Below are 21,717 nucleotides of genomic sequence, written 5' to 3'. Positions count from 1 at the left end.
AAGCTGCGTCAAACGCCTTACTTAGACAGTAAAACGATTCACCTCTAATTGCAACTTATGCGCTTGTTCCGATAGCTCATGGCTCATCTGCTCATTCTGCTGCGCCATTTGTCCTGATTGCTCAGCCACATCGCGAATGAGTACCACGTGCTTGTTCACTTCGGTTGCGACGGCACTTTGCTCTTTAATTGCCATTGCAATTGCCGTGTTCATTTCCATAATAGTTGACACATCTTGCGTGATCTCATCCAGCATTTGGCCAGCGGAATCCGCTTGCGTTGAACTGTCATCACCTTGCTCTCGGCAATCAGCAATATGCGCAACAATTTGCTGGGTGCGGTTTTGCAGTGCCGAAATAATACTTTCTATCTCTTGGGTAGAGTCTTGTGTTCGGCTCGCCAGTGTTCTCACTTCATCAGCAACAACCGCGAAGCCACGCCCTTGCTCACCAGCGCGTGCCGCCTCAATCGCCGCATTCAGTGCCAGCAAGTTAGTTTGTTCAGCAATACCACGAATAACATCAAGTACCGAGCCTATCGTCTCACTGTCTTGCGCTAATGCTTGAACGATCTGCTCAGATTCGGCGAGGTTTTGTGAAAGTGAGCCAATCTGACCAATAGTCTGATCAACCCCTTGCTTACCATGGGCAGCATTGTCATTCGTGACCTCCGCTTTATGCGCCGCCTCTTGCGTGTTGTTGGCAATTTCATCAACCGTCGCCACCATTTCAGTAACGGCCGTTGCCACCATATCGGTTTCTTCAATTTGTGAGGCAACCCCTTGTGTTGTCACACTAATGTTTTGCGCCACTTGCTGGGTAGCATCATTAAGCGTTGTCACTGATTGGTTCACTTCAATAATCAGGTTGCGGAAGTTGCTCACCATGGTTTCGAAAACTTTCGCCATTTGTGACAACTCATCATTACCACCGGTATCAATCGCAATGGTTAAGTCATTGGACTCCGATATGGCCAGCATAGTGGTTTTCAATCGATTAATAGAGGCCAAGATACTTTTTATCATATAGGCGGTAAAACCTATGGCTAACACCAGCAAAATGACAAATACAATAATAGCTAGACGTTCGACAAACGCAGTATATTGCGCGACTTCATTGGCGCTAATGGTCACTAATTGCTCTAATATTTCTTCTACGCGATGAATAGTGCTCCGCATTTGTCCCTGAATACCGCTATTTTGATCTAGTCCCAACTTGCCCTGTTCATTAGCCAGATTTAAAAATGCGTTTTGGTAAGAAGTTAATAAGCGGGTGATATTAGCTTGTTTATCGCCATCAAATGCGCTCGCCTTAACATCCTCGATGAGCTTAGTCACATTACTTTGTAATCGAGTGACATATTTTTCATCCAAGCGCAGCATAAAGTCTTTTTCATTACGACGCAGTTGCAGCATACCGCTTAATAATTGGTAATCATCTTTACCAATTAAGGTTTCAACATCGTGCACTGCATCACGCAATGCGCCATAGAGACCATCTTTAGGGTGTAAACCAATCTTCTGTTGAGTATTGACCAGTGTCGTAAATGAGCTCTGGTAATCCGCTAGCACAGTTTGCATTGTCTGAATTTGGCTGGCATCCCACCCTAACAATTGAAATTGCTTAGCTAACTGGCTAACTTCACTTTTCAACTGCGTCATGCTCGCTTGGTATTTATCGACGTACTTTAGGTCTTTTCTCGCCAAGAAGTCTTTTTCGTGTCGACGCAGTTGCAGTATTTCACTTTCGACATTGCCAATATGACGTGCCACTTGAATGCTGTTATCAAGTGATGAAATGGTAAACGCCAGCAATCCTAGCATAAACAACATACTAACCACTGAAACTGCGGTATTTAACAACAACTTTTGCTTAATAAGCATTAAGTACAACCCCTAATTGAATATTTGATGGAATAGACACTATTTTATTGTATTTTATTTCCTCACTGTCGACATAAAATTTAACGCAACGCTAACAGCAAGATTACATTTGACTGAATTTTGTCTACTGCTCGAAGTTTACTAAAAGTGTTACCGAATTGTAATTTCCGATGGAGAGTTAAACAGGCTTAGTTGATTCGTTATCAAGCTTCGCTTCCCTATGCCATGATTAATACAATGCTGCTTGAAGCAAGTGACAAAAATGGTAATGAATGGCTGTAATAGCTAAAAAGGCATGCTATTCACAATGTTTACAGCAAAGTGAATAGCAAAATAAACGGAATGGAAAACAAACTAGCGTTCAAGGATTAGCTTAGCGTTTGAAGTACTTCACTAAATCTGCTTCGCTAATCGGCTTGCTAATAAAGTAGCCTTGCACCGCATCACAGTCTAAGGTGCGCAGAATATCAAGCTGAGTTTGTGTTTCGACCCCTTCTGCCAAGACGCGCTTACCTAGCCCATGCGACAAACGCACCATAGATTTTACGATGGTGAGATCCGAGTCATTTTCGGCCATTTCATTAATAAAACTGCGATCGATTTTGATCTTGTCAATGGGCAGCTTGCGCAAATACGCTAATGAAGAGTAGCCGGTGCCAAAGTCGTCAATCGACACTTTAATGCCCATGGTTTGCAACTCAACTATGGTATCCATTGCCGACTGCAAATCGGTCATGACCACGTTCTCGGTGATTTCTAATTCCAAGTAATTTGGCGGCACATCGTACCTCAGCAGCAATGCCTGAATACTCGGCACAAGCTTGGGATCTTGAAACTCAACCGCGGTAATGTTGACGGCCACCGTCACCCATCGGCGATACGCTTGATGCCAACGGGCGATTGCCCGACACGCTTTATCCAGCACGTAATTGTCAAGCGCACTGTTGAGCGCCAGCGCATCCACATCAGGCAGAAACTGGTTCGGTGTCAGTAAGCCATCATCGGGGTGGTTCCAACGAATTAACGCCTCGACCCCTTCAAGCTTGTTGGTTAGCAGGTTGAGCTGTGGTTGGAAGTAAAGTTCGAATTCGTCGCGCTCCATCGCAAGTTTGATCGCTTTTTCCACCGCTAATAAATGTCGCCCTTGCACTTGCATGTCGTCACTGTATTGTTTGCTTGCCTCATTGCGCGATTCGGCGTGGAACAAGGCCAAATTTGACAGTTGTAACAGGGTTTCTGCACTATCGCCGTGCTCGGGATAAAAGCTGTAGCCAACGCTGCACTGCAACATAATGTCTTGGCCGTCATACTGGTACGGACGAGCGATTAATTCATGTAAATGATTCAACGCACGTGAAATTTGCTGACGGTGCTCAAATTCGAACACGTAAACAAATGAGTCACCGCTTAAACGGCCAACAATTTGTGGCTGAAACAAGCTATCTCTTAGCCTTCTGGCAATTTCACCGAGTATGTAATCACCTGTTTTCAGGCCGTAGGTATCGTTAATAAACTTAAAGCGTTTAATATCCAGTAAGAAAATACTCAATTGCTTGTTATGTTTACTGGCGTTGCGCATTAATTCGGGCATTTTTTCAAGTACTTGCTCGCGATTTAACGAGCCCGTTAGGGAGTCGTGTCGGCCTAAGTATTGCGCTTTGTTCTTTGCTGAATTTGCTGCTGAACGCTCTGCGCCTTGCATCCAAATCAGCATACTAAAACCAATCACCGCGTGTGAGCCAATATCAAAAAATGCAAAAAAGCGAATCACTTGGCTAAACCAGACTTCAGCGACCATAAAAGTCGACAGCATAGAAAACACAAAGAAGCGCAAACCGTAGATAACAAAGGATACCTGCATGATGCGACTCGAAACGTGCACAGGTGCCGTGCGATAGCTGAAAAATGCCATGCCCATGTAGGCCAAACCGAAGAGAAATTCAGGCAGCGTTTCCCGCATAAAGAAGCGATCGTAAACATGGCCATCGGCAAACGCATACACTAAGGTAAATAGCCAAGCCGTTGCAAAGCTAGCGCCAGCGATCGCAACCACATACCGCCGCGCCAGCGGCTTTTGTGTTTGGGCGATGTAAAGGCCAATTAAAAACAAGCTAACAAAGACAAAATAGCTGCTTTGATATATGCCTTCCAACACAACTTGCACCACACTTGTCGGTGATGAAAGTGCCGTAAATGCCTTGACTGTCATGGTCAATTGACTGGTAGTTAACGCCTGTAGGCTAAACTGCCAATACTTAACATGTTGGCTACCAAAACCGCGATAAAATTGCCACAGTAGAAAGGCGAGTACGCCAAAGACAATTGCATTTGTCAGGTATAAAAATGTATTCGCGACTAACTGCTCGTTCATGAGCGCCTTGGCAAGGAAAACGACTTAGTTACTCATTTAATAGTGTTTTTTCTTTGATTTCAAGCAACAATCTGATTATAAACAAGACACTAACAATTGAGACTGGACGCCTTAACTCGCTATACTAAACTAACAGCGATACAGGCTTAGCGCCGTGACCCCACTTGAGAGACCTTTATGGAATATAACACTTCAGAGTTATGTAATATTTATGCCGATCTTATCGACGTGTTAGAGCCGATATTTAGCAACTATGGTGGCCGCAATTCATTTGGTGGCAAAGTGGTAACCGTGAAGTGCTTTGAAAACAACGGTTTGATTCGAGAAATACTGGGTCAAGACGGTGAAGGCAAAGTGCTTGTCATCGATGGCGGCGGCTCAACGCGACGCGCCCTAATTGACATAGAAATCGCTGAGTTAGCTGTTGAAAACGCTTGGGAAGGTATCGTCTGTTACGGCAGCGTGCGCGATGTAGACTTAATTGAAGAGCTGGATTTAGGTATTCAAGGGTTAGTCTCTATTCCGGTTGGCGCGACCGACAGCGACGTTGGCGAAAGCGATTTGGCCATTAACTTTGCCGGTGTTACTTTCTTGCCAGATGATCATATCTACGCCGATAATACCGGGGTTGTTTTATCGCCAGATCCGTTAGATATTGAGTAATACCACCCGACATAAAGTCTTAACCACTTGTTCGAATTCCGGCGATTGGTCGCTCTAGATATTAAGCAGCGTTGAGTGCTAAACAGCTGCTATATATCGACAGCACTATCGCGCGTATGTGCCGATGGGTAACGTTTAAACCAAGTTTCCGTCCATGTTGCGAGCTCCCCAACATTTATTGCCGGGCTGAGCGCGCTACCTTCAACAACTTGCCCCCCCATCGCACGGTAATGCGTTAATCCTTGCCGACTGTTCACATGACTGCCGATAAACGCCAGTTTCATGGTTCTTGCTAAACTGACCAGTGAATTAACAATGGCTTTTTCCGCACTACCCGCCTCAGCCAAACACAACGGCTGACAACTGATATTGACTTGATCAACCGACAATTTACGAATGTAACGCAGTGATTCGTAGCTACCATCAAACTCCGCAATACAAATACCCACTTCCAGCGTTTTCAACTGATCGATCAGATGCTTGGCTTGCTCACAGGCAACTTGCATGACGGGCTCGCTGAGCTGCACAACTAAATACTTAGCTGAAATGTTATAGGTGGCAATTTGTTGCTCAATAAATTCGGCGAGATCAGGCTCTAACAACTTATCACTAAGCACAGGGATGCCAATTGGCTGATAGACATTGAGTTTGCGCAATTCAAACAAGGCCTGAAACGTCTGCACTATCATTTTTTTCATCAGCGAATAAATCTCGCCGCTTTGCTCTGCCACTTCAATAAACTCAGTTAAGGCTAAGTCTTGGCCGTTGTAACGCCAGTTGGCCGCTAAGGTAAAGCCCCGTATCTGGTGATTGCCGACATCAATTTGTGGCTGCAGTTGCCAATGAACCTTATCTTGCTCGATATCGAGTTTTAATTGTTCCATCCGCTGTAACTGTTGGTCGCTGTGCAAGGCCACCTGGGCATTAAACTCAGCCCACAACACTTGGTTGCGCTGCGCTTCCATGACCGCATCACCGGCATGTGCAATAACTTCCGCGAGTGTTTGGCCGTGATCATTGGTGTAAGCTACCCCACACGCCAATTCAAAGCGCAACGAAAAACTCTTAAAGCTCATTGCCGATGGCACCGCACTGGCGAGCTTTCGACACAGTTGGTCAACCACAATTTCCTTGCTGTGTTCAATTTTGTTCAAATCAATTGCCAACATAAAATGTAAGCTCGGCAGGCGCGCTAACTTGGCGTTGATATCGGAAAAATCAAAATTCATTAAGTACTTCAAGTCGGCGACTTCGCGTTTTAGGCAGTAAGCTAGCTGCAATAACAGCAGATCCGAATTTTGATGACCCAAAACGCGATTCACATCAGCAAAATTTTTGGGCTTGACCACCACAACGGCAAAATCTGTTAACTGCTTTTGAAAACTCAACTGTTCAAAGCGCAAAATGGCTTGCTGGTAAGAAGGTAAATTCGTGGCGGGGTCGTGAGTAAAGCTAAAAATTTGTTCGTCGGTTAACTGCTTTTCATTCACTGCTTTTTGCTCAGTAATTAACTGATAAATACGCTGCACTAATTCCCAATTAGAGTTGACCAATGCCCCACAAAAGCTCAACACGAAGCTGGTAATAAGCCATTCCAGCGCGACTTGCGCGTGCAAATAGAAGAAGATAACGCCACAGAACAAGCCGACCAATAGCCATTGCCCGACAAGTCGAATGACATGCTCTGGCGCAACTTTTGCCATCATGGCAATTTGTACGGCTCCGGTAAATAACACTAAGGCAGCAAATGCCAACCAACCAATATAAGCATCGAGACTAGGGAACAGCCAAATGGTCAACACATACAGGATACTGGCAGATATAAGCACTTTTTCGCCCAGCTTCACATGGGCAAAATACTCACTTTCGCCGTCCAGAAATAGCATATTGGTGCTCTTAAACGACCACAAATACACCAAACTAATGCTACTAATGGCAAAACTTAATACGGCTGGTGCTTGGTTGTCCGTAAGGTAGTTTAGCGAGTAAAGGAAGCCGAGAGCACTCAGCATCAACGCGGTAAAGTACCACCATGGGTTCGGCACCAAACGCCGAACCAGCAGTACTAACAGCAACATAGGTAAGCTCAATCCCAGAACAAAAGCGATGCTGAAATCGATAAAAGTAAAAGCTTGTGCGCCCAATGCGTAGCTGACCAGCGGACTGGCGACAGCTGGCGAGCTCACCACACCGAGCCCAACCGTCAAAGTAGCAATACGTGAACAAAAACGAGCAGCAATACGTGCATCATTAGCGCGATTGTAAAACCGACACCAAACAATCGCGATGAGCCTTGTTGCGAGCCAATGATAAACTGAACGACCACTTAACAAATTCATCTTCCATCAAACACTTAACCTTGAGGATAAGTGTAGACTAATCAATCGACTTAAATTTGTACAGCGGTCAATTACTGCGCTTTCTTGGCGCGCAACTAAAGGACTTTTTCACCTGAAATGAATAACGCAGACAAGGGATTGACACCAAACTGATAACACAGCTCAGCGGGTTGAGCGATGTCCCAAAGCGCAATATCGGCATCATAGCCCACAGCTAGCTGCCCTTTAGTCGCAGAGAGGCCAAGCGCTTTCGCGCCATGACACGTCACCCCAGCAAGCGCTTCTGCTGGCGTTAGTCGAAACAGCGTACACGCCATATTGAGCATCAGCGGCAAAGACGAAAATGGTGAAGTTCCCGGGTTAACATCCGTGGCTACCGCCATGGCGACCCTGTGCTTGCGCAGCAGCTCAATCGGCGGTAATTGTGTTTCGCGTAAAAAATAAAAAGCACCAGGCAGTAATACTGCGGTCATATTGGCGTTAGCCATGGCCTTGACACCAGCTTCATCGAGAAATTCCACATGATCTGACGATAACGCTTGATAACCCGCTGCAAGCTCGGTCGCGCCTAAGTTAGATAGCTGCTCGGCATGCACTTTTATCGCTAAATTGTGCTGTTTCGCGGCATCAAACACGCGTTTCGTTTGCGCTAAATTAAAGCCTACACTTTCACAAAAGACATCGACAGCGTCTGCTAAGCCCTGCGCTGCAACAGCGGGCAGCATGTCGTTACACACCAAGTCAATGTACTCATCAGCCCGGCCTTGATACTCCGTTGGCAGTGCATGAGCGCCTAGAAAAGTGCGTTGAATATTAACTGGTGAACTTGCCGCTAATTCTCCTGCCGCGCGGAGCATTTTTATCTCGTTTTCGCTGTCTAACCCATAACCAGATTTGATCTCAACGGTTGAGACCCCTTGCTGAAAGAGCGCCTCTAAACGCGGCCGTGCAGCTGCAACCAGTTCGGCCTGAGAGGCGGCGCGAGTGGCGGCTACCGTCGAGACAATCCCACCGCCAGCGTTGGCAATTTGCTCATAGCTTTTGCCTTGCAATCGCATTTCAAATTCATTCGCGCGACTGCCACCAAAGACAAGGTGAGTGTGACAATCAATCAGCCCGGGCGTTAACCACTTGCCTTGGCCATCAGTGACGTCAACTTGCTCGGCGTCATAACGGGGAAGCTCCGCCTGCTTACCTAGCCAAACTATTTTCCCATCGGCGATGGCTAGCGCGCCATCATTAATCACACCATAACCGCTGCCGCCCTCGGTCATGGTTGCCATATTTACGTTGGTGATTAAGTGTTGCCAGTGACTTGTTGTCATGAATGTCTCGTTATCAAAAGTTATGGCTGTGGTAGCGCTAAGCTCAAGGGCTTAAAGCCAACAGCGTGCTCGTTTTTTCGAACTGTTTTTTCGGATCATTTTTTTCGAACTATAGTTGATCATTCACAGCGAAACAACACTTGTATATACAAGTATTGTTATTTTAAGCAAAACATGAGATTGTATATACAAGTTAGTTTTCCGTTAGCACCACATTGAGTTTGTATGGCCTCCAGCAAAAACATGGCAACCCCTAAATTCGGCGTAATTAAGCAGTTTATTCTTGCACAAATCGAATCGGGTCAGTGGCCCCAACATGCCAAAGTGCCGTCAGAGAATGAACTAGCGGAGCAATTTACCGTTAGCCGCATGACCGCTCGCCGTGCACTGCAAGAACTCACTGAGCAAGGCGTGCTCGTGCGCTCGCAAGGTGCAGGCACATTTGTCGCCACCTTTAAATCGCAATCGTCATTGCTAGAAATCAAGAATATTGCCGATGAAGTGCAAGCGCGCGGCCATGCATATCAAGCCAAACAGCTGGTCTTGAAATCCATCAGTGTTGACGAGGAAGTCGCCATTTTATTGGCCTGCCAATCAGGCGATAAAGTGTTTTATTCGGAAGTACTGCATTTAGAAAATGGTCAACCTATTCAGCTGGAACAGCGCTATGTCAGCAGTGCACTTGCCCCCGAATATTTAGCGCAAGACTTCAATCAGGTGACACCACACGAATTTCTTTCATCCGTTGCCCCGCTCACCGAAGCAACGCATGAAATTGAAGCTATTTTGGCAAGTGATTACGTTTGCCAGCAGTTACACATCGAGCACCACCAACCTTGCCTACAAGTGCGACGCCGCACATGGGCGCGTCAAGGGGTGGTGAGTCTCGCTATTTTAACGTCGCCAGGCGATAAATATCGCATGGGTGGCCATATCGTTATCACCTCTTGATCACAAGCGTTGATAGCCACAAAACTATTACAGGAGCAGACCATGTCAAATGATCCTAGACTCGACACAAGCCGCAAAATCAAAGCGGCAACCGGTAGCGAAATTACCGCGAAAAGTTGGCTAACCGAAGCAGCCAAGCGCATGTTAATGAATAACTTGGACGATGAAGTTGCCGAGCACCCGCAGTCACTTGTTGTCTACGGTGGTATTGGCCGCGCGGCTCGCAACTGGGCATGCTACGACAAAATTGTCGAAACGCTAGACCGCTTAGAAGACGATGAAACCTTATTAGTGCAATCAGGTAAGCCTGTCGGTGTCTTTCGCACTCACAGCGATGCACCACGTGTATTAATTGCTAACTCTAACCTAGTGCCAAATTGGGGTAACTGGGAGCACTTTAACGAGTTAGACAAGCAAGGCTTGATGATGTACGGCCAAATGACGGCGGGTTCGTGGATTTACATTGGCTCACAAGGCATAGTGCAAGGTACTTACGAGACTTTTGTCGCGATGGCAAAACAACATTTTGGCGGCGACGCCAAAGGTAAGTGGGTGCTTACTGGCGGCCTTGGTGGTATGGGTGGTGCTCAGCCATTAGCGGCGACCATGGCGGGTTACAGCGCATTAGTGGTTGAATGCGATGAATCCCGTATCGATTTCCGCTTAAAAACCCGCTATGTCGACAAAAAAGCAACCAGCCTAGATGAAGCGCTAGACATTATTAATACTGCCTGTGCAAACGGCGAAGCAATTTCTGTTGGTTTACTTGGCAATGTCGCTGATGTTTTCCCTGAGCTGGTAAAACGCGGTATTACCCCAGATGTAGTGACGGATCAAACTTCAGCACACGACCCATTAAACGGCTACCTGCCGCAAGGTTGGACAATGGAGCACGCCGCGAACATGCGTCAACAAGACGAAGCCGCTGTGGTCAAAGCTGCGAAGCAATCAATGGCTGTGCAAGTACAAGCCATGCTCGATTTACAAGCCGCAGGCGCGGCGACCACAGATTACGGCAACAACATTCGCCAAATGGCGCTGGAAGAAGGCGTCACCAACGCATTTGACTTCCCAGGCTTTGTCCCGGCTTATGTGCGTCCGTTATTCTGTGAAGGTATTGGACCGTTTCGTTGGGTAGCACTTTCTGGTGACCCAGAAGATATCTACAAAACCGATCAAAAAGTGAAAGAGCTTATCCCAGACAATCCACACCTGCACAACTGGTTAGATATGGCCAAAGAGCGTATTGCATTCCAAGGATTGCCAGCGCGTATTTGTTGGGTTGGCTTAAAAGACCGTGCGCGTTTGGCACTTGCCTTTAACGAAATGGTGAAAAATGGCGAGTTGAAAGCGCCAATTGTTATTGGCCGCGACCATTTAGATTCTGGTTCAGTGGCATCACCAAACCGTGAAACTGAAAGCATGTTAGACGGCTCAGATGCCGTGTCTGATTGGCCATTACTCAATGCCCTACTGTCAACTTCTGGCGGTGCAACTTGGGTAAGCTTACACCACGGTGGCGGTGTGGGCATGGGCTTTAGCCAGCACGCTGGTGTGGTGATTGTTGCTGACGGCAGTGATGAAGCCGCGACGCGATTAGGCCGCGTGCTATGGAATGACCCAGGCACAGGGGTGATGCGCCATGCTGATGCAGGTTACGACATTGCGATTCAATGCGCACAAGAGCAAGGCTTAGACTTGCCGATGATTGACGGTGCGAATGGCAAGCCTCGCGCTTAATATAAACTTATTTTAGCTTGAACAAGCTGGCGATTAACGTTGCAAAGCGCCGCCAGCATTGTTTTGACTTAAAGCAAAACATTTATTGCTAAAGAATTATTGCTACAGAAATTGAGGTAAGACAATGTCTGCCATTACTGAACTAAACATTATTCCCGGCCAATTGACCTTGGCACAACTGCGCGCCGTCGCGAAATTTGACGGCATTCAATACGCGCTTGACGAATCAGCGTTTGACGGCATCAACCAAAGCGCCCAAGCAGTGCAAGACGTGATTGAGAAAGATCAGGTTGTCTACGGCATCAACACGGGCTTTGGCTTACTTGCCAGCACGCGCATTAAAAAAGAAGAACTCGAACTGCTACAAAAATCCATCGTACTTTCCCATTCATCAGGCTTTGGTGAATACATGGAAGACGCCACCGTGCGTTTAATGATGGTGCTAAAAATTAACTCATTGGCACGTGGTTTCTCTGGTATTCGCTTACCGGTGATCCAAGCCTTGATTCAATTACTGAACGCAGAAGTTTACCCTTGTGTACCGAAAAAAGGCTCAGTGGGTGCGTCCGGCGACTTAGCGCCGCTATCTCACATGGTATTGCCACTGCTTGGCGAAGGCGAAATGTCATTCCAAGATGAGGTGATTCCCGCGGCAGAAGGATTAAAAATCGCTGGTCTGGAGCCGATCACATTGGCGGCAAAAGAAGGCTTAGCCTTGTTAAACGGTACTCAAGCATCAACCGCCTTTGCCCTAGAAGGCTTATTCTACGCAGAAGATTTATTTGCGGCGGGGGTGGCCATTGGCGCCATGTCAGTTGAAGCCGCCATGGGCTCACGTGCGCCATTTGACGATCGCGTTCATCAAGTGCGCGGCCAACAAGGCCAAATCGATGCCGCGCGTGCCTATCGTGAAATTTTAGGTGAAAGCTCTGAGATTGGTCAGTCACATATGGACTGTGAAAAAGTCCAAGATCCCTACTCGTTGCGCTGTCAGCCACAAGTGATGGGCGCGTGTTTAACACAAATTCGCCAAGCGGCAGAAGTGCTGCACGTTGAAGCCAACGGCGTTACCGACAATCCCCTAGTATTTGCCAACGAAGGTGACTTTATTTCTGCGGGTAACTTCCACGCTGAGCCTGTTGCCATGGCTGCGGATAACTTAGCCTTAGCGATTGCAGAAATAGGCTCGTTATCAGAGCGCCGTATGGCACTGTTGATTGATGCCCACTTGAGTAAATTACCGGCATTTTTAGTGGAAAACGGCGGTGTGAACTCTGGCTTTATGATCGCTCAAGTAACATCAGCGGCACTTGCATCGGAAAACAAAACCCTTGCGCACCCAGCATCGGTTGATAGCTTACCAACATCGGCTAATCAGGAAGATCACGTATCAATGGCAGCCTTTGCCGGTCGTCGCCTAGCGGATATGGCAGAAAATACCAATGGCGTGTTAGCGGTTGAATTATTGGCGGCAGCGCAAGGCTTAGACTTTAGAACACCATTGAAAGGCTCTGAAAAAGTTGAAGCGGCGAAAGCTATTATTCGCGAGTACGTACCTTACTATGACAAAGACAGATACTTCGCACCAGATATTGCCGAAGCATCTGGTTGTATTGCGGAAGGTGACTTTAATCACCTGATCCCAGCAGATATTTTGCCTAGTTTCTAAACTTGAGTTATTAGCTTAGTACGTCGAATTCAGTACTCGACGCTTACTACTCGAATAAAAGCCGTTAGCCAAGTTTTGGCTTGCGGCTTTTTTATCGCACATTTAAATCAAACAAAGTGCTAGTAAGCGCTAAACGATTGAAAAACATACCTTGCCACACTCCTGCAAGCATAAACTCGTCAACTAAAGCTTCACCTTGACTCGACTTAATTGCACGCGAGCCTGACTCAGATTTAGGCGCGAATTTAAGTGCATATTCATGTGCTAATGTATTGCCAGCTCTGCCATTTTACCTTTATATTAATCGCCTCAGGCTTGAATAGGCTTTACTAGGAAAAGACGTAGTACTTCATGGACATCCCCGAGTTAATGCACCAACAAGACGAAGAGCGCTCTGGCTCTCCCGCTTGGATGGCAACTTTTGCCGACTTAATGTCACTGCTCATGTGCTTTTTTGTACTACTGCTGTCTTATTCAGAGATGGATGTGCTCAAATTCAAGCAAATTGCCGGTTCAATGAAAATGGCGTTTGGGGTGCAAAACCAAATAGAACTCGATGATATTCCCAAAGGCACCAGCATTATTGCCCAAGAGTTTTCACCGGGTGAACCCAAACCATCCCCCATTAACACCATAACCCAGCACACCATTTCGTCTACCGAGCAAACACTCAAGGTCACCGCAGGGGAAGACGATGCCTCTGGCGATAAACGCAAAGCGGAAGATGAAGCGGCGCAACAACAGGCAGAGCGACTTAAACGCATCAATCAACAGCTGGCTCAGTATATTGAAGACGGCGCGCTAGAAACCGAGGCGCTAGGCCAACAAATCATTATCCGCATCAAAGAGAATGGCGCTTTCGCCTCTGGCTCTCCGTACTTACAAGCGAAATTTAAACCAATTGTCATGAAAATTGCCGAGACCATTAAGGATATTCCCGGCCATATCAGTGTTTCCGGTCATACTGACAATTTAGGGGTTTCTGGCGATATGTACGCCAGTAATTTTGATTTATCGGCGCAGCGGGCGTTGGCCGTTGCCCATCAAATGGCGAGATCTGACACTTTTGACTCTTCCCGTACTTCAGTCACTGGCCATGGCAGCAATCGCCCGCTCGTACCGAATTCAAGTAAAGCGAATCGCCGTAAAAATCGGCGTGTGGAAATCGCCATTTGGCAAGGTGATCCGCTGCTGACGGAGCGTGTTAATTTACTGCCACAATAAACACTCACTTTGCCGTGAATAATTAACCTGTAACTAACTAATCAGTAAATAAATAAGGAAAAATTATGGATCTAGGTGCTGTCGGTGGCGTATTGCTGATCATTGCCGCTATCTTTTCTGGGCTATTTTTAGCCAATGCGCCAATGGATACCTATGTAAACGCGCCATCGGTATTTATCGTGATTGTCGGCACATTTGGCGCAGTGATGCTAAGCCACAGACCCAAAACCTTCTTGAGTTCAATGCAAAATATACGTCATGCGTTCTCGTTAACTACAACCAATGTCATTGAAACGATAGAGAATTGTATTGAGCTTGCTGACAAAACGCGTAAAGGAGGCTTTTTAGCATTAGAAGAAAGTGATGTGGACGACCCATTTCTTGCCAAAGCAAAAACCATGCTGGTCGACGGTCATTCGGAAGAAGCAGTCAACCTGGCACTGACCAAAGAAATTTACCTTACCAAAGAGCGCAATCAGCAATCGATTAAAGTACTGCGCTCGTTTTCTGATATTGCGCCAGCAATGGGGATGATAGGCACATTGATTGGCCTTGTTGATATGCTTATTGCCATGGAAGATCCAAAATCTATTGGCCCAGCGATGGCGGTAGCACTGTTAACCACACTTTATGGCGCGCTGATTGCCAACGGCATTACCACACCGCTCGCGAATAAGCTCTCTGAGCGCAGCGACGAGATTTTAATGCACCAATCATTGATCAAAGACGCCGTGTTAAAAATGATGGCTGGCGACAACCCTCGCGTAATGTTTGATTACTTGCAAACCTATATCGACGAGAAATTGCGCCGCCCGCAAGAAGCCGTTGCGGATATCGTCAGGGAAACGGCTGCCTAGCATTGTTATAGCTGTGCTAGCGCAGCTAGTTCATCAGTAAAAAGCCGATGGATAGCGCCATAGAAATAGAGCACAAAATAAGTACCGGCTGGCGGATCGCCACTTGCCCTTTGCGATGGTAAGCCACGACTTGTTCAGCGCACGCATATACCAGCAAACTTAGGCCAGCGGCTAATAGGTGGGTAACAATGGTGTTAAGTTCAATTGCTTGCTGCCAGAAAAAAGTGATGCCCTTTTCGTTAACGTAAAACAGGTTCAGTACTGTGATATGTACGAAGATCACCACAAAGAAGCAGAAGTATCGAATGCGTTTAGAGTCCATGTTAGCTTTGATAAGATATTAAATGCAATGTAGCTGGCGGCAGTATACCAACACCTAGCGATTACGCCTATGCAGATTCTAACCACGTTAATAGATCAGGCCAGCGTAGTTGACCGCCAAGCTGCTGATACTTTTTACCCGCAACTACGCGCAATTGCGGTTCCTGTTGATCAGTAAACTGCGGCGCTGTTAGCCCTAACTGACGACAAGCCAATTGATAAAATTCAGCCCTGGTGGGATGCGTTTCACTGACCACATTGTAAATACCGTGTCGCTGGTGCTCGGTCAGCATTGCCAGAATAGCACCGACCACATCCAGCTGATGCACTAAATTAACAGGCGTTTGTGCATTGCCAACACCTTCTTTACCCGCCATAAATCGCGCCGGATGACGCTTAGGCCCCACCAAACCCGCAAGCCTAAGCACACAAGCACGATTAACTCCACTCAGCACGGCTTGTTCCGCTTGGTGTAACAAGGCAACTTTGGGCTCACCTAGCATTAACCTACTTTGCTCATCAACGGTGCCAGATAAGCCTTGGTAAATACCTGTACTGCTCAGTAAAACAACCCGACCAATCTGATATTGATTAGCCAGTTTTACCAGCGATGCGACATGGTCGGGATAAGCCATCGAGCCATGTTTAAACTTAGGCGTAATGCTGATCACCATAGTATCGACACCTTCCAGCCACTCCAGCGCTTCGTCGCCGCCCGCGCTACAGCCATCATCACTTGCTAACGTTCCTTGGCGAGAGGAAAGAGCTTGGTTCGATGTCAGTGGTAAACTCAATAACTTAGGTTGGCACCCGAGCTTTGCCAGTTGCTCAAGCTTTGCTGGGTTTGTTGTTGTAGCACTAACCCTTATTTGCTGAGCCAACAGCGCTGGCACGAGCGCTTGCCCGACCCAACCACAACCAATAATTGCGACGTGTTGTTGCTTCATATGTTGTTCTTTCTAATTTTTGTATGTTATTTTGAGTGCGCTTTTTCGTATGTATTCTTTCGAATTTTTTCGAGATTTATTTTTTCGAAAAAGCCCACTCATTTTTAGTTATACTTCGACGCGGCTTGTGGCAATAGGCTCGCACGTACTTTACGTTCGACTAACAACGTATTTTCCCGAAAATATCGCCGCCACTTTATCACCACTAAGTACATGGACGTCTACTGAGACCTTAGCTCTTTGCTGATGCTCGAGCGCTGTTAGCTCTCCGCTGATCATCTCTGCTTGGGTAAAGCCAACACCCGCACCGCCAACGGGCGCCAAATAGCGAATAGTGGCGTCAGCTAAAACAATGTCACCACTGAGCTGTTGTTCAGACAACTTCATATACACCCAACCCCACCCCGTTAGCGTAGCCTGTGTATAGATACTGCCAGCAAACATAGTGTTGTGTAAGTTTTTATTGAAGGAAAGATCGCAGCTTGTGAATAACTGCCGACCATTGTAATAACTGACCTGTAACTGCATGGCGCTGCTCATTGGTATTGTTTGGTGCCATGTATTGACCAAGGTTTGACTCAAAGTTTCGCTATGCTCTGCACCTGCACGCAGTGATTTAACCATCAAATAATGCTGAATCTCCCCATATAGAAGGTGCGATTTTTCTACTTGCCGATAACCTAATTTACGGTAGAAAGCCAAGGCATTTTCACGAGCGTTCAGTTGAATTTCGGTTACGCCGTGCCTGATCGCTTGGGTTTCGAGCGCATCCACAATTTTTTTGCCTAATCCTAAGCCTTGCTGGTCTGTTGCCACCGCCATATAACGAATTTGCGCCTGGTATTGCGAAGTTTTATGCAACCGGCCCACTGCAACTATCTCGCCAGCGTTATTTTCAATGAAGCGATGAATACTCTGCCCTTCCAAGTCGTCTTGCTCACTTCCTAGCGCTTGATGCCAAGGCGCGCGCAGTATCTGCCAACGAAACAGGTAATAGCGTTTAAAATCAGCTTTGTTTTCAGGTGCTTTCACTACATACATTGACTATGCTTACTATTCATCACGTGTTTGGTATCAGGGATTATGCCGCTTAGCCGACATTTGGAACAAGGACATTTACTGTATTTTAAACAATCACCTCATGCAATTTCAGTGAGTGAGAACCCGCACTTTCGCTGGCTAGCGTTTAACGGTGTGCTACAAAGCGTGATGCGTAAAGCACGCCCACACTGGCTAACCTTGCCTCATCAATGGGCGCTAATGCTGCCTTGGGCTTATTTCCTCAACGACAAACTCTCCAATCAAGCGTTGTTTAACGAGAACTTCCCCAGAATTGTCGAATTTGGCTTAGGCGGTGGCAATCACTTTAGATTTTGCCAATGGTTAAGCCCCAAAGTGAACCATTTAGTAATAGAAAGCAGCCGCACTGTGATTGATATCAGCAAAACCTATTTTGCACTTTCCGAAACGTATGGCACACGCCAAATCGTTCATCAAAGTGCCGAGCAATGGCTTGCTAGCCAACAAATGATTTCCGCAGACTGGCTCATTTTCGACATTTATCGGCAACCAAAAGTTGGCGACAATGCCAGCCACCAGCTTTTAGAGCAGCTCATTCAAGTGCTGCCAGCACAGACTATTTTGTCTATTAACTTTACCCAAGCAACTGCGCAGTCACTGCGGTTTTGGCATGGCAAATTTCAGCAGAAACTAGCGCATAATGTTGCTTTTTATCGGGTGCCTATATACCAAAATATCGTTGTTCACTTATTCCCCAAAGAGCGGCTACCTAAAGATCTGCTAATTAAAGGTTTGATGCGTAAAGATTTGAAGATAAGTGAACACGTTAGCGCTGAGACAAAAAGCCTATCGCATGACCATCCTCAGACTCAATTTCCTCGTTACCAAAAACGTTGGCAGCAGTTTCATCAGCATTATTACTTTAAACTTGATAAAAAAGCTGATTTATTAAAGTGATAGTTTACGAGCAGGTTCGTTGAGGTGTGAACAAGCGATTATCTAGCGAAAGACAGATATAAGAGCTCAGATATGAAGATTCATTGTGAAAGCTCAGTTGTAAAACATGGCAAAACAACAAGGCTGAACCATTACAACTAAGCGATACAGCTATGGCAATGGTTGCATTAGTCCAGCCTCATCAAGGAAAAACGCTAAAAAGTTAGGTGATTGTGAGGTTTTCAATTTCACTATAGAGCTTTTCCCCTTTAACGGGTTTGGGAACATAGCCGTTCATGCCAGAGTCAAAACAACGCTGAATATCATCGTCTATCACACTCGCTGTTAAGGCAATAATTGGTGTCGCTTCGAGCCCTTGCTGTTGCTCAAACTGGCGGACTTCAACGCTGGCGGCAAAGCCATCTTTCACGGGCATCATCAAATCCATCAGAATAACGTCAAAACTGGGAGATTTTCGGTATAAGTCAACGGCTTCCTCACCATTGTTCGCGACTTGATAGCCATAGCCTGCTTTTTCAAGCAATAATGACGCTACTTTTTGGTTGATCGGGTTATCTTCCACCAACAACACGTTAATGCCATTGCGTGCATCTGTCTTTAATTGGATGCTTGCCTGATCAGCTGGCGAGCCAGACTTTCGCTTAGTTTGCAGCATCGCATGGTTGATGCGCTCAAACAAAATATCGCGCTTAAACGGCTTAGGTACGAAGTCATTCATGCCAGCGTCGTAACAGCGTTCGACATCTTCCTCGAGCACACTTGCGGTAAGCGCTATTATCGGCGTAGGGATGCATTCGTTGTCTTGCTCGTAGAGCCTGATTTCTCTGGTGGTCGAGAAACCATCTTTGACGGGCATCATACAATCCATGAGCACTACATCGTAACGCTTGCCTTTGCTAAATAACATCATGGCTTGTTCACCATCGTCAGCGATATCAAACTGAAACCCTGCTGATGCGAGCTGTAAGCTAAGTACTTTTTGATTAACTGGATTGTCTTCAACCAATAAAATTAAACCACGAGAAACGCTAGTGGTTGCTTTTACTCGACTAACGACACCAGTCTCCACATACTGCTGGCAGGCTTCTAACGCTTTGAGCAATCGATTGCCAAGCATGGGGTACGTGAGCATCGCAGTTACCTGCTCGCCGCAGTTAAACTCGTTTTTATTTAACTGACGTACTAAACAGATAGCGAGGTGACTGCGCGCAATGCGATTTATCTCATCACGCACTTGTGCTTCTGTTTGGTCTGGGCCAACCACGTAAAGAACAATCAATTGCTGTTGATTATTACTCAGCGGAATTTGCTCAAACGCATTGGCTTGGTGCTTAATGGGGACGCCCATGTAAGCTAGTGATTCGACAATATCTTGATTAACTTTCTGCACTTGGCCATAGAGGACAATATCGGCGAGTGTTGGCAGGTTAGCAGAGTGAAACTCATGCTCAGCTGTTGCTAACGTTAACGTGAAATAAAAGCGACTGCCCCGGCCTTTATCCGATACTAAGCCAATTTCCCCTCCCATTAAGTCAACTAACTGGCGGCTAATTGCCAAGCCTAGGCCAGTGCCCTGAAACTTGCGGGTAATTGACGCGTCTTCCTGTGCGAACGGTTCGAAAATATGTTGCTGCTGTTGTTCGTCAATACCAATACCAGAGTCTGCCACCGAGAAGTTGATCAGCGATTTTCCGTCTCTTTCTCCTTGATATGCCACCGTCACCGTTATTGTGCCTTGGTGTGTGAACTTAACCGCGTTTGACATTAAATTCATCAACACTTGTCGTATGCGATGATCATCAGCCATTACCCGGGCGGGAATACGCTCGTCAATATTTAACAGCAGGGCAATAGGCTTTTCTGATATTTTCGGTGCAACGATGGCCGCCAAATCGTATACGGTTTCTCGCAAGGCCGTGGAGTGCAAGCTAACGCTTAACTTACCAGATTCAATTTTTGAGAAATCCAGAATGTCGTTGATCAGTGCCAAAAGCAGATGAGAAGAGGTTTCAATGGTGTCTAGGTAGTCTTTTTGAATGGCACTTAGTTGGGTGGTGGCGAGCACTTCTGACATGCCAATAACACCGTTCAGTGGTGTGCGTATTTCATGTGACATATTCGCCAGAAAGCTACTTTTCGCTCGGCTGGCAATTTCCGCTTCTTCTCTGGCACTAATGGCTTCATTCTTGGCGACAATTAAACGCTGCTGGCTTTCGTTGCGCTCAGCACTTAATCGTTCAACTTCGCGGGCAAAGCTGGCCAGCTCGTCGCGACCGTCTATCTGTTGCGAAAGCTGAGTGGTGGTTTTGCCCTCATCGGCTAAATAATCCAGCACTAAAGTAAGGTTGTGGATAATACGGTGCCCAAGGTGAATACCTGCCCATAACACGCCAACCACTAAAAGCGTAATAACGATAATAACAAGTAAGCGCTGCTGCTGAAAGTCTGCAAGGTGTTGTTCAACCTCTTGCAACAACTGAGCAGAAATAACCCCAGCAACCTCTTGAAAAAGGGCAAGCCGCGTTGCTAACACTTGCTGACCTTGTGCCAGTTGCGCAGGTGAAATTTCATTTGCAGTGTCAGCCAAAACCAACTCGCGAAATTGCTGACTGGCTGCAAAAGCAGGGTTAGAAAAGGTTGATAGCATCAGCTTGATCTGATCAGGCTCGGCATTAATCACCACAAAACGCTCCATAAACAGCGTTTGTTGCTGAATAAGTGCTTTAATTTCTGCTTGCAACTCTGGCGCAGTAAAGCTTGACGTCGAAGTTAACGAGGTTAATTGCTGGATTTGCCACGCCTCTTCCGCTGACCAGAAGAGCAGCCAATTCAGTTGCAACAGAGCTTTAAGGTGATTGCTAACACTCGCTGGCATCGCCACCAAGGTGCGCTCCTCAACCGATAGCAGCAACTCCTTATAAACTTCTACGTGCCAAACAATGTTGTCGATACGGCTTGCACTGTCTTCACTATCGACAATGGCTGCAACTGTTTCACGGTATTGCTCAAGTAGCGGATGAATGGCGGCAAACTCTTGGTCAAACGTGAGCAGATCATTGAGTTGTTGCGTAATGGCCGCAACGGCATTGGGTGGCTCGCTGTTGTCACGCTTTTGATTGTCTGCCCTGAGCAGATGTGAATAAGTATTTAGCCGCGCTAGCGAATCCAGTTGTCGCGCCATATTGTCGGCGCGATTTAATTGGCCAACTTGCTGATTAATATTGATAATTTGATGACTCGCTAGCAACAGGATAACGAGTGTTGGGATGGCTACCAAGCCCCAAATTTTTTGCTTGATAGTGAGGCTATTCCATAACTTCAATGCAGGCGTCCTTTATCCTCAATATATGGCTATGCGACAAGCTTAGCTTATTTTTATCCAATTATCCTACGCTTAGCGACGAATTTTTGTTAATCAACTTGAATTAGCTGTTTACAATCATGTGCTTGCA

Annotated in this window: 15 protein-coding genes; 7 read left to right on the top strand and 8 right to left on the bottom strand. The window is 46.5% G+C overall.

The window, feature by feature from the left end; all coding sequences use genetic code 11:
• Positions 1 to 21: 21 nt before the first annotated feature.
• Together DXX93_RS01130 and DXX93_RS01125 are read right to left on the bottom strand one after the other, a co-directional pair.
• Positions 22 to 1,881: a methyl-accepting chemotaxis protein gene (locus DXX93_RS01130; protein WP_116006457.1), complete on the bottom strand. Its 1,860-nt coding sequence runs from the start codon at positions 1,879 to 1,881 to the stop codon at positions 22 to 24.
• Positions 1,882 to 2,254: 373 nt separating this feature from the next.
• Complete coding sequence (locus tag DXX93_RS01125; RefSeq protein WP_116006456.1) at positions 2,255 to 4,252, bottom strand: putative bifunctional diguanylate cyclase/phosphodiesterase; 1,998 nt, start codon at positions 4,250 to 4,252, stop codon at positions 2,255 to 2,257.
• A gap of 177 nt (positions 4,253 to 4,429) precedes the next feature.
• Between DXX93_RS01125 and rraA the strand changes: the two genes are divergently transcribed.
• Entirely contained in the window at positions 4,430 to 4,915 is a 486-nt protein-coding gene (rraA, locus tag DXX93_RS01120; RefSeq protein ID WP_116006455.1) for a ribonuclease E activity regulator RraA, read from the top strand.
• An 89-nt stretch (positions 4,916 to 5,004) separates the two neighbouring features.
• Here rraA and DXX93_RS01115 read toward each other — a convergent pair whose 3' ends face one another.
• A complete protein-coding gene (locus DXX93_RS01115; RefSeq protein ID WP_116006454.1) occupies positions 5,005 to 7,254 on the bottom strand; it encodes an EAL domain-containing protein in 2,250 nt (749 codons plus the stop codon).
• A gap of 95 nt (positions 7,255 to 7,349) precedes the next feature.
• The gene (gene hutI, locus DXX93_RS01110; protein ID WP_116006453.1) at positions 7,350 to 8,579 is read right to left on the bottom strand and encodes an imidazolonepropionase; all 1,230 of its coding nucleotides are present in this window, start codon (positions 8,577 to 8,579) and stop codon (positions 7,350 to 7,352) included.
• A 243-nt stretch (positions 8,580 to 8,822) separates the two neighbouring features.
• Here hutI and hutC point away from each other — a divergent pair, with 243 nt between their 5' ends.
• The 5 genes from hutC (at position 8,823) to DXX93_RS01085 (ending at position 15,020) form a co-directional block, all read left to right on the top strand.
• Positions 8,823 to 9,530 (top strand): histidine utilization repressor, encoded by a 708-nt coding sequence (hutC, locus tag DXX93_RS01105; protein WP_116006452.1) that lies wholly within the window; start codon positions 8,823 to 8,825, stop codon positions 9,528 to 9,530.
• A 42-nt stretch (positions 9,531 to 9,572) separates the two neighbouring features.
• Positions 9,573 to 11,270 carry a urocanate hydratase gene (gene hutU, locus DXX93_RS01100; RefSeq protein WP_116006451.1) on the top strand — a complete coding sequence of 566 codons (1,698 nt, stop codon included), beginning with the start codon at positions 9,573 to 9,575 and terminating at the stop codon, positions 11,268 to 11,270.
• 124 nt (positions 11,271 to 11,394) lie between these two features.
• Complete coding sequence (gene hutH / locus DXX93_RS01095; RefSeq protein WP_116006450.1) at positions 11,395 to 12,939, top strand: histidine ammonia-lyase; 1,545 nt, start codon at positions 11,395 to 11,397, stop codon at positions 12,937 to 12,939.
• A 351-nt stretch (positions 12,940 to 13,290) separates the two neighbouring features.
• On the top strand, positions 13,291 to 14,163 hold the full coding sequence (locus DXX93_RS01090; RefSeq protein ID WP_258872557.1) for a flagellar motor protein MotB: 873 nt from the start codon (positions 13,291 to 13,293) through the stop codon (positions 14,161 to 14,163).
• A 65-nt stretch (positions 14,164 to 14,228) separates the two neighbouring features.
• Positions 14,229 to 15,020 carry a MotA/TolQ/ExbB proton channel family protein gene (locus DXX93_RS01085; protein ID WP_181902102.1) on the top strand — a complete coding sequence of 264 codons (792 nt, stop codon included), beginning with the start codon at positions 14,229 to 14,231 and terminating at the stop codon, positions 15,018 to 15,020.
• Between the two features lie 25 nt (positions 15,021 to 15,045).
• Here the strand turns inward: DXX93_RS01085 and DXX93_RS01080 are convergent, their stop codons facing one another.
• The 3 genes from DXX93_RS01080 to DXX93_RS01070 all read right to left on the bottom strand — a co-directional run bounded on the left by DXX93_RS01080 (position 15,046) and on the right by DXX93_RS01070 (position 17,329).
• Complete coding sequence (locus tag DXX93_RS01080; protein WP_116006449.1) at positions 15,046 to 15,342, bottom strand: hypothetical protein; 297 nt, start codon at positions 15,340 to 15,342, stop codon at positions 15,046 to 15,048.
• Positions 15,343 to 15,409: 67 nt separating this feature from the next.
• Positions 15,410 to 16,288 (bottom strand): NAD(P)H-binding protein, encoded by an 879-nt coding sequence (locus tag DXX93_RS01075; RefSeq protein WP_116006448.1) that lies wholly within the window; start codon positions 16,286 to 16,288, stop codon positions 15,410 to 15,412.
• Positions 16,289 to 16,438: 150 nt separating this feature from the next.
• Positions 16,439 to 17,329, bottom strand: a complete 891-nt coding sequence (locus tag DXX93_RS01070; protein WP_116006447.1) for a bifunctional GNAT family N-acetyltransferase/hotdog fold thioesterase — start codon at positions 17,327 to 17,329, stop codon at positions 16,439 to 16,441.
• A gap of 42 nt (positions 17,330 to 17,371) precedes the next feature.
• On the opposite strand from DXX93_RS01070, the gene DXX93_RS01065 reads away from it, so the two are divergent.
• Complete coding sequence (locus DXX93_RS01065; RefSeq protein ID WP_116006446.1) at positions 17,372 to 18,265, top strand: hypothetical protein; 894 nt, start codon at positions 17,372 to 17,374, stop codon at positions 18,263 to 18,265.
• A 202-nt stretch (positions 18,266 to 18,467) separates the two neighbouring features.
• On the opposite strand, the gene DXX93_RS01060 is transcribed toward DXX93_RS01065, so the two are convergent.
• Positions 18,468 to 21,587, bottom strand: a complete 3,120-nt coding sequence (locus DXX93_RS01060; protein ID WP_116006445.1) for a response regulator — start codon at positions 21,585 to 21,587, stop codon at positions 18,468 to 18,470.
• Positions 21,588 to 21,717: the final 130 nt, after the last annotated feature.

It is taken from the genome of Thalassotalea euphylliae (genome assembly GCF_003390335.1).
Classification (GTDB): Bacteria; Pseudomonadota; Gammaproteobacteria; order Enterobacterales; family Alteromonadaceae; genus Thalassotalea_F; species Thalassotalea_F euphylliae_B.
Note: the sequence above shows the minus strand (reverse complement) of the source record. Positions and strands in the feature narration are given on the sequence as shown.